Source organism: Bacteroidales bacterium, from assembly GCA_013314715.1.
GTDB lineage: Bacteria > Bacteroidota > Bacteroidia > Bacteroidales > GWA2-32-17 > Ch61.
In genome coordinates this window covers 1-13,702 of the sequence record JABUFC010000060.1, presented here as the reverse complement: position 1 = coordinate 13,702, position 13,702 = coordinate 1, and the positions used below count along the sequence as shown (strand labels likewise).

Annotated in this window: 11 protein-coding genes and 1 tRNA gene; 5 read left to right on the top strand and 7 right to left on the bottom strand. The window is 33.1% G+C overall.

The window, feature by feature from the left end; translation table 11 throughout:
- Positions 1 to 350: 350 nt before the first annotated feature.
- Genes kbl through HPY79_11325 form a run of 4 tightly spaced genes read right to left on the bottom strand, consistent with a single transcriptional unit; the run spans position 351 to position 4,628 of the window.
- Positions 351 to 1,541, bottom strand: coding sequence for a glycine C-acetyltransferase (gene kbl / locus HPY79_11340; GenBank protein ID NSW46396.1), 1,191 nt, complete (start codon positions 1,539 to 1,541; stop codon positions 351 to 353).
- A gap of 6 nt (positions 1,542 to 1,547) precedes the next feature.
- Positions 1,548 to 2,780 carry a 6-phosphofructokinase gene (locus HPY79_11335; GenBank protein NSW46395.1) on the bottom strand — a complete coding sequence of 411 codons (1,233 nt, stop codon included), beginning with the start codon at positions 2,778 to 2,780 and terminating at the stop codon, positions 1,548 to 1,550.
- 59 nt (positions 2,781 to 2,839) lie between these two features.
- Positions 2,840 to 3,802, bottom strand: coding sequence for a GNAT family N-acetyltransferase (locus tag HPY79_11330; protein NSW46394.1), 963 nt, complete (start codon positions 3,800 to 3,802; stop codon positions 2,840 to 2,842).
- 4 nt (positions 3,803 to 3,806) lie between these two features.
- Positions 3,807 to 4,628 (bottom strand): 1-acyl-sn-glycerol-3-phosphate acyltransferase, encoded by an 822-nt coding sequence (locus tag HPY79_11325; protein NSW46393.1) that lies wholly within the window; start codon positions 4,626 to 4,628, stop codon positions 3,807 to 3,809.
- 356 nt (positions 4,629 to 4,984) lie between these two features.
- Here HPY79_11325 and HPY79_11320 point away from each other — a divergent pair, with 356 nt between their 5' ends.
- From HPY79_11320 to HPY79_11310, 3 genes are all read left to right on the top strand, one after another.
- A complete protein-coding gene (locus tag HPY79_11320; GenBank protein NSW46392.1) occupies positions 4,985 to 5,527 on the top strand; it encodes a DUF4199 domain-containing protein in 543 nt (180 codons plus the stop codon).
- The gene (locus HPY79_11315; GenBank protein NSW46391.1) at positions 5,520 to 6,485 is read left to right on the top strand and encodes a glycosyltransferase family 2 protein; all 966 of its coding nucleotides are present in this window, start codon (positions 5,520 to 5,522) and stop codon (positions 6,483 to 6,485) included. Before HPY79_11320 ends, HPY79_11315 begins: the two co-directional genes overlap by 8 nt.
- 134 nt (positions 6,486 to 6,619) lie before the next feature.
- Positions 6,620 to 9,415, top strand: a complete 2,796-nt coding sequence (locus HPY79_11310; protein ID NSW46390.1) for an insulinase family protein — start codon at positions 6,620 to 6,622, stop codon at positions 9,413 to 9,415.
- A gap of 60 nt (positions 9,416 to 9,475) precedes the next feature.
- Here the strand turns inward: HPY79_11310 and HPY79_11305 are convergent, their stop codons facing one another.
- From HPY79_11305 to HPY79_11295, 3 genes are all read right to left on the bottom strand, one after another.
- Positions 9,476 to 10,732 carry a glycosyltransferase family 2 protein gene (locus HPY79_11305; GenBank protein NSW46389.1) on the bottom strand — a complete coding sequence of 419 codons (1,257 nt, stop codon included), beginning with the start codon at positions 10,730 to 10,732 and terminating at the stop codon, positions 9,476 to 9,478.
- Between the two features lie 7 nt (positions 10,733 to 10,739).
- Positions 10,740 to 11,342, bottom strand: coding sequence for an OmpH family outer membrane protein (locus HPY79_11300; GenBank protein NSW46388.1), 603 nt, complete (start codon positions 11,340 to 11,342; stop codon positions 10,740 to 10,742).
- Between the two features lie 149 nt (positions 11,343 to 11,491).
- A tRNA-Lys gene (locus tag HPY79_11295) sits at positions 11,492 to 11,567 on the bottom strand.
- Positions 11,568 to 11,731: 164 nt separating this feature from the next.
- Here HPY79_11295 and HPY79_11290 point away from each other — a divergent pair.
- Together HPY79_11290 and HPY79_11285 are read left to right on the top strand one after the other, a co-directional pair.
- Positions 11,732 to 12,541, top strand: coding sequence for an SDR family oxidoreductase (locus HPY79_11290; protein NSW46387.1), 810 nt, complete (start codon positions 11,732 to 11,734; stop codon positions 12,539 to 12,541).
- Between the two features lie 131 nt (positions 12,542 to 12,672).
- Positions 12,673 to 13,702, top strand: a 1,030-nt coding sequence (locus tag HPY79_11285; GenBank protein NSW46386.1) for a carboxypeptidase regulatory-like domain-containing protein, incomplete at its 3' end; no start/stop codon positions are given.

Here is a 13,702-nt window from a genome sequence, read left to right as displayed (position 1 = left end):
CGCACATTCTCAACTATTTGAACGGCTTTTTTGGGCGAATTCGGTGATGTTTTAATTCGTACAAACATGCTGCAAATATAAAACATATTTTTTAGAAAAACAAATACAAATTTATATTAGGCACTACAAACGCGATTTTTTAATTAAAAAAATGTTTCTTATTGATATTTAAATATTTAACTTTTTTAAAAAATTAAAAATTGATTAAAATTGGCGAAGTCAGGAGTGTGGGGGGAGAAAAGTTAATCTCATTACTAAAAGAAATTTAAATTATTTAACTGAAATCGTAATTAAAAATAAAAAAAGGCTGTCTCAAAAGGGCAGCCTTTTTAACATAGGTTTGTATAATATTATTTTAATACACCTAATTTTTTGCCTACACGTGTAAAAGCGTCTACGCAAGCATCGATATGTTCAAATTCATGAGCAGCAGAGAGTTGTACACGAATGCGAGCTAAACCTTGTGGAACAACAGGGTAGTAGAAGCCAATTACATAAATGCCTTCGTTTAAAAGTTCAGCAGCAAACTGTTGTGATAATTTTGCATCGTAGAGCATTACAGCAACTATAGCCGATTGAGTAGGTTTAATGTCAAATCCGGCTTTTTGGATTTTTTCCATAAAGTATTTTACGTTGGCATGTAGTTTATCCTGTAAGTCATTGGTCGATGCCATCATATTCATCATTTCAATACCGGCAGCAACAACCATAGGTGGTAGGGAGTTAGAAAATAAATAAGGACGTGAGCGTTGACGAAGCATCTCGATAATTTCTTTTCTTCCGGTGGTAAATCCTCCAATAGCACCGCCAAAAGCCTTGCCAAGAGTACCCGTAATTATATCCACTTTGCCTCGGCAGTTATAAAGTTCTGTAACTCCTCTTCCAGTATTTCCAACAACACCAGCCGAATGCGATTCGTCAACCATTACAAGTGCATTGTATTTTTCGGCAAGCTCTATAATTTTATCCATGGGGGCTACATTACCATCCATCGAAAAAACTCCATCGGTAACAATAAGTCGAAAGCGTTGAGCTTGAGCAGCTTGTAGTTGTTTTTCTAAATCGTTCATGTCGGCATTATTGTAGCGATAGCGAACAGCTTTACATAAGCGAACACCATCAATAATAGATGCATGGTTAAGGGCATCAGATATAATAGCATCATCTTCGCTTAATAGAGGCTCAAATACTCCACCATTTGCATCGAAGCAAGCTGCGTATAGAATGGTGTCTTCTGTTCCAAAGAATTCAGCTATTTTTTTCTCAAGCTCTTTATGTAAATCGGTTGTTCCACATATAAAACGAACACTTGACATTCCATATCCATGCGAATCTAAAGCTTTTTTGGCAGCTTCAATCAACTGTTGGTTGTTCGATAAACCTAAATAATTATTCGCACAAAAGTTAAGAACTTCTTGTCCTGTGTTAATTTTAATTTTTGCTCCCTGAGGGCTTACTAAGATGCGTTCGTTTTTATATAACCCGGCATCTTTTATTTGTTGTAATTCTTTTTGAAGATATGTTTGATAATTTCCGTACATAAAATTTTACATTAAGGGTTTAACTTTTGGGAAATTGTAATCGAATCGTATTTGTTTTGGTTTGTCGATGAAATAAGAGAGGAAATCGACATATTGTTCGGCAAATTGGAATTCATCTGGTAAATAATAAATGCTGGGTAGGGGTTGGTTGCCAATATTGCCCATATCAATAGTGCCCGTGTTATAAACTTCTAATTCTTGATAAGTAGAAAGTTTAGATAAAACGGGCATACGTCCGTAATCTTCGCGTAAAATAAGATCTACAACTTTATCGGCTAATACACTTACTAGGCGACGGTCGTAGTTGCGGCAATCGCCCGAACGAGCGAGGTAGCCTAAGTTTTGTGCTCTTGCATCGAGTCCTGTTGCTCTCGATATTTCGCTTGCAACAACGCCACTAATGCCACCAAAACGTGGATGTCCGTATTCGTCAACTTCGCTGCTGGCATAAACAACGTCGGTTTTCCCTGTTTTTTCGTCGTACCAGCGAGCTCCTTCAGCTACTGCGATAATTAAATATTGTTTTTTCGATTTATGATATACTTCTTTCACTTTTTCGAAGAAAGCTTGTTTGCGTTCTTTGGTTATTGGGAATTCTGGGATTAAGCATATTTCTGCACCTCCCATAATAGCTGCACCTGTAAGCCATCCGGCATCGCGTCCCATTACTTCAACTACCATTATGCGAGAATGAGATTCGGCAGTTGTACAGAGACGGGTGGTTAATTCGGCAACACCTTTCGCAGCCGATGGGAATCCAGGGCACATCACAGCTTCTATTAATTCGCCATTGTAGTTATGAATGGTTTTAGTTCTAAGGTCGTTGTCTATGGTTTTGGGGAATCCGATTACGGGAATTCCTTCCATTTCGTATAGTTTCTTAGCAGCTCCGTTTGTGTCGTCGCCACCAATGGTTACAAGTGCATCTATTTTATAGCGTTTAAGGTTTTTAATAATTTGTTCAACACGCGAGCTGTCGCTTCCTGAGAATGGATTGGTGCGGCTGCTGCGTAAGGCAGTCCCTCCATAAACACCATCGTATGGTTGATTGGTGAGGTTTACAATATCACCATCGCCTAATAACCCTTTCCAACCTTTGCGTATTCCATAAACTTGAAAACCTAAAGCCGATACTCTACTTTTGATAGCTTCGATGCTTGCATTGAGGGCAGCAGTATCGCCACCACCTGTTAAAATTGCTAATGTTTTTCCTTCGTAAGGACGTTTTTCTAGTGCCATATTTCTTAGTATTTAATTTGTTCAAAATTACATATTTTTTAAATATACAATGGGTCTGATTAAAATTTAAAAACTCTTTTCCCAATTTTGAAAGTTAATATGTGACGGTCTTTTTTTACAGCGTATATATCTTTTATGGTAATGATTAACCCTGTTTCTTCAACATTTCCAAATTCGTCGTTTAGGGCGGTGCCAAATACTTTCATAGTAGGCGATAGGTTCATGTATGAATTAATGAGTGGAGGAATATTTTCGCCTAATGCTCGTACTTTTTGTGAAAGTATTTTGTAGTTTTCGAGGTAATTGTTGCCCGTAAATACCTTTTCGAGTTCTTCTAAAGGAGTTTCTATTTTTAAAGGGTAAATAGGAGTTATAAGGTTTTCTTGATCGCGAAAATATTTATTTAAAAAGTAAAGAATAAGATCGCGTGCTTGGCGATTAAAATCGGGGTACATCGTTACTTTTCCGAAAAAATATTTCATGTGTGGATAAATAACCGTGAGTGAACCTAAGCCATCCCATATGTTATCGAGTGCAAAAATGCCTCGTCGGTCGCCACTGGTACTTTGGTAATTGGGTTGAATAAAAGAACGCCCTAATTCAATGGTGTATGGCAAATATTCGTTAAGAAACTTATCTGAAAAATTAAATAAATGGGAGGTGGCTAATTTAATTTTTCCATTTTCGTCTTTTATAGCTTCGTTACCGAGCATAAACCGATAACCGCCAATTATTTCTTTACGTTTAGGGTTCCAAACGATAAGTTGTTTGTAAGGGCGTTCGCAAGTATCAAACTCATCTATATCAACTTCTTGTCCAGTTCCACCACCCGAACTACGAAATGTTATTTCGCGTAATCGACCTATTTCTCTCATAATATTGGGCGAATCGTGTGCCGTTATGCAGTATATAAGATTGCCCCCATGATTTGTTTTTCGAATAAATTTATCACGCGTTAACTCCTTTTTTATTAAATCAATGGGTACTGGTGGTATAATCCTTTTAGGTTGATTATTATCCATACAATTATGATTTTAAACAATATACTATATTTCTTATTTCATTTGCCCATTCGGCATATGTTTTTTCTTTTGTTAAAGAAGTGTAAGAGATGGGAGTTCCAAAATATAGATGAATGGTTCTACCTTTTTGTTTATACATTTCGTCTGCTAAGTAAAACATTTCGATATTGGCTTTTATACCTAAAAAGGTTCGAATTTGCGATAGACGATAAAAAAAATTAGAGTTTTGTGTATCGATAAAAACAGGAACAATATCACGTTCATATTTTATAGCTAAGTTAATGAACGATTTTTTCCATTCTATATCTTGAATTTTACCTTTTATTTTGCGACTTACAAAACCTGCAGGGTAATATAAAATTTGCATATTCGACCTAAAAGCTTCGTCGAATATTTGAGCATTTTCTTTGTTTTGTGAACCAAAATGATTAACGGGTAAAAAAATTGGGTAAAAGTTTTTTAGAGCAAGTAAAACATCGTTTACTACAAATCGGCATTCACCCATGTGTTCGTGTACTGCATCTATAAAGCACATGCTGTCTATAGCCCCCTGAGGATGATTGGAAGCAAATATAAAACGTCCTTTTTGGGGGATGTTTTCTATACCATGAACTTTATATTGAATTGAAAATAGCTCTAAAATTGCCTTTACAAAATCGTAGTTATGGCGATTTTTTGCTTGTACAAGAAAAGCATTAATTTCATCTTGATGTAAAACGCGTTTTATATAGGTCATTACAAAACCAGGAAGCATTTTGGCGAGCCGTGGATTTTTTGAAGCTATAACCTTTTTAATGTCTATTTGAAGTACTTCACTGTCACTCATAGCTGCCAATTTTAAACTCTCAAAACTACATAATAATTTTAATTTTTTAAAACTAAAATGGATAAAATTGATGTTATGATAACAATTAAGCAATTGATGGGAGCTTATTATGAAAATATTTTTAAAGAAAATAACTTTAAGGGTATATAAACATTATTTTTATCGCCATACAATTACTTTATACAATGTGCATTTATGTTTTTAAGTTTTAATTTTGAATTAAGGTACTTGTCTTGTTATTATGACGAGATTATTATGGCTATTTCAAACTATTTAAAATTCTATATGCAAAATTTGACTATATTTGCCAAACTATATTTTTGACCTTTATGAAATCGTTGCTTCTAAAAAACAGTATGAATTTTGGTGCATTAAATGGGCTTGCTATTATGATGGTTTCTTTGCTTATTTATATTGTTGGAATTCAGCAAAATATTTTAATCTCATTAATTATTTATGGATTAAATATTTTTTTTATTGTATATGGTACCAAATATTTGCGAGACCATTATCAAAACGGACAAATAACTTATGGAAAAGCCTTAGGATCGGGGGTTTTAATAAGTTTATTTATGTCTATTTTAGTGGCATTTTTTATTTTTATGTTTTTTAAGTTTTTGGCTCCCGATGAATTAGAAAAAATCTATACTCAAGCTGAAGAAAATATGTATAACCAAGGATTTAGCGAAGAACAAATAGAAACTGCTATGCAAATGACTCGTAAGTTTACTACTCCACTTACGATGGCTTTAGGAACCATTTTTTCTTATACATTTTTAGGATTTATATTTTCGCTTATTACATCTTCTTTTATTAAGAAAAATGCTGAGTCGTACGAACAAATAATGAGCGAAGTTGAAAAAGAAATAAAATCAGAAAACGATAACCAAAATGAATAATCCGATACTTGACATTTCAGTTGTCATTCCTTTGTTAAATGAAGAAGAATCGCTTCAAGAACTTGCCGAATGGATACGTCGTGTTATGCAAGAAAATCATTTTTCATACGAAATTTTATTTGTCGATGACGGAAGCACTGATCGTTCGTGGGAAATAATAGAATCTCTTTCTCAAAAGTATCCCGAAGTTCATGGGATAAAATTTTTCCGTAATTACGGCAAAGCAGCTGCATTGCATACTGGATTTTCTGCTACACAAGGAAAAGTCGTAATTACCATGGATGCAGACCTTCAAGATAGCCCCGATGAAATTCCTGAACTGTATAAAATGATTGTACAAGATGGTTATGATTTAGTTTCGGGCTGGAAAAAAATTAGACACGACCCACTTATTAGTAAACGCTTGCCTAGTAAATTATATAATTGGACCGTTAAAAAAATTAGTGGAATAAAACTCCACGATATGAATTGTGGTTTAAAAGCGTATCGTTATCAGGTAGTAAAAAGTATTGAGGTTTATGGCGATATGCATCGTTATATACCTGTATTAGCTAAATGGGCAGGATTTAAAAAAATAGGAGAGAAGGTGGTTCAACACCGCGAACGTAAATATGGGAAAAGCAAATTTGGTTTAGAACGATTTGTTCGTGGTCCTCTCGATTTGCTTTCTGTAACCTTCATAACTCGATTTGGACGACGCCCCATGCATTTTTTTGGTGTGTGGGGGACAATTATGTTTATTTTAGGTGGTGGGGTTTCTTTTTATTTACTTGCCGAAAAAGTATATAAATCATGGAATAATTTACCCACTCGTAACGTAACCGATAAACCACTTTTTTATTTAGCCCTTTTAGCCATTATTCTTGGTGTGCAATTATTTTTAGCTGGCTTCTTAGGAGAACTTATTACACGTAATTCATCAGATCGAAATAAATATCAAATAGAAAAAAAAATATAACAATGATAATAAAGTAATTAGGTCAATTTTGTAACCTAATGATAAAATAATTCGTATTTAAATATTTTTTCTTGTAACTTTAAGGCGTTTCAAACGTCAAAAAAATTGATTAATAACTTAAAAATTTTTAAAGTATGATTCGTTTATTTAGATTTTTGTGGATTTTACCACTGTTGGCTTTGGTACAACCAGTTCAGAGTCAAGAAAAAATGCCAATTGACCCTAATGTTAGAATGGGGAAACTTGATAATGGCTTAGTTTACTATATTCGTAAAAATGCAAAACCCGAAAAACGAGTTGAACTTCGATTAGCCGTTAATGCGGGTTCAATTCTTGAATCCGATGATCAACAAGGGTTAGCTCATTTTTGCGAACATATGTGTTTTAATGGTACCAAAAATTTTCCTCATGCCGAATTGGTAAATACTATCGAACGAATGGGTATAAAATTTGGTGCCGATTTAAATGCATATACCAGCTTTGATGAAACCGTATATATGCTTAAAGTTCCTACCGACCAGCCCGACCTTATAGACAAAGGATTTCAAATATTAGAAGATTGGGCTCATCAGGTTACTTTTGAGGGCAAAGAAATAGATAAGGAACGTGGTGTTATACTCGAAGAATGGCGTTTAGGGTTAGGTGCCGATGACAGAATGCGTAAAAAAGCATTTCCAGTAATTTTTAAGGATTCAAAATATGCTGAACGAATTCCTATTGGTAAACCCGAAATACTAAAAAATTTTAAACATGAAACATTACGCCAGTTTTACAAAGATTGGTATCGTCCAAATTTACAAGCAGTGGTTGTAGTTGGCGATATTGATGTTGACCAAATGGAGCAAAAAATCAAACAACATTTTAGTCAAATTCAAAATCCACCTAACGAACGTAAACGTGAAGTTTTTGACTTACCTCCTAATAAAGAACCACTTATAAGTATTGAGACAGACGAAGAGGCAACTAACAATACGGTTATGTTTTTTTATAAACACCCCAAAAAATACATAGAAACCGTTGAAGATTTCAAAATAAAATTAATGCAAGATTTATTTACCGGCATGATTAATAATCGGTTAGAGGAAATTAGCCAAAAGCCCGATTGTCCATACATTTATGCAGGTACCGAATATGGTTCTTTCTTAGCACGTACTAAAGATGCATATTTAGGATATGCTTTATCAAAAGAAAATCTTATAGATAAATCGTTAGAAACGGTTATGACCGAAAATCAACGTGTTAAACTTTATGGTTTTACTCCTACTGAATTTGAACGTCAAAAAAACGAATTACTTAAAGAATACGAAAAACAGGCAAAAGAATACGATAAAATGGAATCGGGTAACTTAGCGATGGAATATGTTTACCATTATCTTGCACAAAATCCGATACCAGGCGCAGTAAAAGAATATGAATTTGCTAAAAAGTTCTTACCCGAAATTAAACTCGATGAAGTAAATGGTCTTGCTAAGCAATGGATAACCGATGATAATTTAGTAATGATGATTACCGCTCCTAAAAAAGATGGTATTAAAGTTCCAACCAAAGACGAAGTATTAAAAACTATAGAAAAAGTTAAATCATTGCAGCTTAGCCCATATGAAGATAAGCAAACCGATGCACCTTTGTTAGCCAAAATGCCCGAAGGTTCGAAATTAGTTAGCAGAAATGAAAATAAAGAACTCGGCATAGTTGAGCTAACTTTTGAAAATGGAGCTCAAGTAATAATAAAACAAACTGATTTTAAAAACAACGAAATTCAATTTTCGGGATTTACTTTAGGTGGAACTTCACTTGCTAGTAATGAAGATATTTTAAATGCAATGTACGCTCCTAGCATTATTGAAGAATGCGGATTAGGTCAATTTAGTAAAACCGACTTAAAGAAAAAACTTGCCGGTAAGGATATTGAAATAAGTCCTTATATTCAAGATTTAAAACATGGTTTTACAGGTAAAGTAGCTCCTGCCGATTTAGAAACAATGCTGCAATTATTGTATATGTATTTTACCGATGTCCGCAAAGACGAAGAAGCTTTTAAATCATTTATCTCAAAGCTAAAGAGTCAATTTATGTTTATTATGAGCAATCCACAATTTGTGTTTTTTGATAAATTAACTAAAATTGTAACTCAAAATGACCCTCGTACCATTTTAATACCTACAGAAGAACAGCTTCAAACGGTTACATTAGATAAATCAATACAATATTTTAAAGATCGCTTCAATAATGCTCGCGATTTTAAATTCTTCTTTGTCGGTAATATAAACGAAAATGAAGCTTTACCTTTAATACAAAAATATATTGGTGGATTACCTTCACAGCCAAAATCAGAAATGTGGAAAGATGTTAGCCCGAAATTCCCTTCAGGCATTGTCAACGAAACCGTATATAAAGGAAAAGATGAAAAAGGATTTGTTGGTATTATTTGGAATACTAATTACAATTGGTCACCAGAAAATAACATTAAAACCAACATGATGATTAAAATTTTAGATATCATGTTGCGCGAAAATGTTCGCGAAAAAGAAAGTGGTACTTATGGCATACAAGCACGTCTCGAATATGAAAAATATCCTAGAGAAGAAATTTCTGTTACTGTTATTTTTGGATGTAATCCTAAAAATCAGGATAAGCTTTCAAAAGTTGTATTTAAACAAATACAAGCATTGCAGAAAAAAGGACCTAGCGAAGAAAATTTAAAGAAAATAAAAGAACAACTTGTTCGTGAACGCGAAACTGATATTAAGAAAAACAACTGGTGGATTCGCAAACTTGATAACATTTATTATTATAAAGATAAAGCTAATATTGCCGAATACAATAATATTGTGAATAACACCACAGCAAAAGAAATTCAAGATTTGGCCAATAAATATTTTAACTTTAACAATTATGTAAAGGTTTATTTAAAACCAGAAAAAAAATAAGCATTGGCATGAGATTATAAAAAGAGGCTGTCTAAAAAGGGCAGCCTTTTTTTTATACCCTTAATTATCATAAATGAGATTCCTAAAATATAGTAGTAAGTCTTTGTTGCCTAAATTATGAACGTTTATATTTTCATATCTTTTTAAATATTCCTTTGCCATTTCTGCAATAGGCTTGCGTTGATAGTATTGCTCATGGCTAAAATTCATATATTTTAGAACTACAAAAGCATTGAACCAACGAAAAAAACGTTGAATGAAAGCTTGAGGGGATGATGTGTTTTTTTGTATTTCGGCTAAATGATTAGCCATGTTATTATTAATTAAAAACGATTTTAGGGGTTCTTTAATTACATTCATTAGAAACTCAAAATTTGTGTTTTTGTTTAAATGAATAATATACTCGAAAAAAAATTTTAAATCTTCGAATGCTTGAATATCATAAGTATAATAATCAATATTATTAGAATTTAGCATTTTGGTTATAGAAGCACCAGTTCCAAATGGTACGCGTTCCGATTTTCGTGGTGATGGGTAAACACAAGTGTTATTTAATTCTGAGTATTTTCCTAGAGGGATTATTTTTTGAAGAAAATAAAAATCTTCACCCGCTTTTCGTTTATTCATTCCCCCTTGCATGGCGTATGTTGAAGCTCTTACAGCAAACGAACTTCCTATTGTATGAAAAGCAAAAGGATGACCGGTTTTTCGAAGCGATAAAATATAATAGTGTAAATATAATTCATATAGAATTATCGCATCGTAATGTTGTGTTGAAAATAAATTTCCTTCGATGGGATGTTCAAATCGTATCGAACATGCTTTTGTTTTTGTGGTAGTAAACAATTTTTCTATTGAAGTTAAATAGTTACTCTTGCAAGTACAATCGGCATCAATATTGGCGATAACACCTTGATCGTAATTGATTTGTAAATAACGATATATAGCCTGGTCCATACCCAATTTTCGAGCTAAACCAACACCAGCATCTTTGGGTGGTAACGATGGATAATGTAATAAATAATAACGCAGTCGATGGTCTTTATGATTAGATGTCCAAGTGTTGAAATCGTAAATTCGGGCTTTGTTTGTTTCTAAAACATTGATATCGGCATTGGATGGCGAATTTACAACAACAAGCACCTCTGTGTCGCATAGTGGACGTTCGCAATTATAAATACTTTGTAATATGGTAATAATATTTTCTTCATTATAGCATGGTATTACAATAACAAGCCCCAAATTTTCTGAAGGAGGAGTATTAATTTGATTAGGGTAAAGAGCGTGTTTATTTAAATATTGTAATAAAACCGACATGAGTGGCTTATTTCGTTACTGCTTTGTAACGTTTATTTAACAAATTAATTAAAGTGTCGGTAATATCGAGCGATTCATCGCCATAAAGAATAGCTGCCTTATTTAAAATATAATCGTATTTTTTATTGGCATTAAATTCTTTAAGAAAATTTGTAACTGTATCTAATAATTGTTTTTCAAGATTCTGAGTTTCTTGAGCTAATTCATTACTTAAATCTTCGCGTAGTTTGTATAAGTTTTGTTGCTTCATCATGAGTTCTTGCTCTTGACGTTGAGCACTTTCTTGACTCAAAAAACTGTTGGTTTGTACTTTGCGCTGAAAATCTTGAGCTTCTTTTTCAAATGCAATCATTTTTCTATTTAAATCATTTTCAAGTGATTTCTGTTTATCCATCAATCTTTTTTCAAGTACATTGTAAAAGTCATATTTTTTCAACAATGTGTCAACATTTACAAATGCTATTTTGTGTTCTTTATGAATGGTGGTATCTTTTGGGTTATCATTGTTGATACCATTGGTCTTATTGTTGTTTAGACTAAAAACGATGATAAATAAAGCAATAATGGCTAATCCAAAAATAATTAAAATAACTTGTTGAAGTTTTTGCATATTTTTTTCTGCAAATATAATTAAAAAACTTTGTTTTATTAATACTAATTAGAGTATATTTATATCAGAATGAAAGTATAATACAAAATATCAACATAATAGCGTAGGTGCTTGAAATAAAAAATCCCTCTTAACGAGGGATTTTTGTTTGGTGATCCAGCTGGGATTCGAACCCAGGACCCCTGCCTTAAAAGGGCAATGCTCTACCTGCTGAGCTACTGAATCATCCTTAGATTTGAGACTGCAAAGGTATAACCAAATTTTTATTTTTCAAAAAAAAATTATCTTTTTTTTCAAAAAAAATCATTATTTTTATATATGCGAGAATATCAACATGTTAATGATTTGAAAAAACAAAATATTTTACATAATTTTGCTACAAAAAAATGATTACGAATAAGGTTTTTATTGTAACAGGGGCTTCGTCGGGTATAGGAAAGGCAATTGCCAAGAAAGTTGTTGAGCAAAATAATTACATATGCATAGCCGCTCGTAAGGAAGATGCACTTATTGAAACCTATAATGAACTTGAAAATATTAATCAAGGACATTGTGTTTATGTAGTGGCTGATGTTTCTAAAGAAGAGGAATGTAAAAAGATTATTGATACATGTCTGCAACATTTTGGCAAGATAGATGTGCTTATTAATAATGCAGGTGTATCTATGCGAGCTTTGTTTAACGACTTGCATTTAGATGTGATTCGAACACTTATGAATATTAATTTTTGGGGGACTGTTTATTGCACAAAATATGCACTTCCATCTATTATTAAAGAAAAAGGGAGTATAGTAGCCATCTCATCTATTGCAGGATTTACACCCTTGCCCGCTCGAACTGGTTATGCAGCATCTAAAGCAGCAATTCATGGTTTTCTTAATACACTTAGAGTCGAAACAATGAAATTGGGTATTCATATTATGATAGCAGCACCTGGGTTTACGGCATCTAATATTCGAAATACAGCACTTACGGCAAATGGTACACCTCAAGGTGAAACACCACGCGATGAAAATAAAATGATGACTGCCGAACAAGTGGCTAGTTATATTATACGCGGTATAGAAAAACGTAAAAGAACGCTTATCCTTACAACACAGGGAAAACTTACTGTTTGGCTTTATAAATTTTTTCCGAAACTTACCGATAAACTTATTTATAACCACATGAAAAAAGAACCTAATTCGCCATTACCTTAAAAATAATTTTTAATTTTACACCAAATTTATTTTATTATAGAATGACCGTTGTATCTAAATATATTAGAAATATTTTCATCACACTGAGTATATTCATTGTTTTTAATGTAATTGCCCAAAATAATAGCTATTTGAAAATTTCTGGACAAGTTAAAAGTGGTAAAAATAAAATTGCCAATGCTACCATTAATCTCTTTGAAGGAAATGCTAAAGTTAATTCAACCATTTCAAACGCTAACGGGGATTTTACTTTTAACCTTAATTACGATAAATTATATACCATAGAAATTGCGGCTGCTGAATATGCATCTAAAAAGGTACTTGTTGATACCAAAATACCCGAAAAAGATCTTATTTATAAATACACTTTTTCTGTAGAATTGTTTCCTAAAGTTGAAGGAGTTGATTATTCTGCTCTTAATAAGCCGGTTACCAAAATTATTTATAATCCCGAAGCGGATGCTTTCGATTATGATATCCCTTATACAGAAAGCATGCGTAAACAAATCGAGCAAATTACTTCTCAGATTGAATCTGTAAAAAAACAATCTTACAATCAGATTGTTGCAAAAGCTGATGAGAAATTTAAGAACCAGGCATATGAAGAGGCTATAGAATTGTATGAAAAAGCAATTGATATTGACCCATATAACGATTATCCAGATAAGCAAATTATGCAATGTGAAAAACTTATTGCTCAAACTCGCAACAATGAAGCTAATTATAATAAATATATTGCTCAAGGAGATAATTTGTTCTCAAAACAAGATTATAAAAATGCAAAAACAGCTTATCAAAATGCTTCTAACTTAAAACCTACAGAACAATATCCCAAGACAAAAATAGCTGAGATTGATAAGATTTTAGCAGAAAGTGCGAACCAAGCCAAAGAAGAGCAATACAAGTCAGCTGTTGCCAAAGGCGATGCAGCGTTATCGAAACAATTGTTCGACGAAGCCAAATCAGCTTACAATCAAGCCTTGAGCATCAAACCGAACGAAACTTACCCCAAGACAAAACTGGCTGAAATCGATAAACTCTTAGCCGACAAAGCTGCTAAAGAAAAAGCGGAAGCCGAAGCCAAAGCCAAAGAGGAACAATACAAGTCAGCCATAGCGAAAGGCGATGCAGCGTTATCGAAACAATTGTTCGACGAAGCCA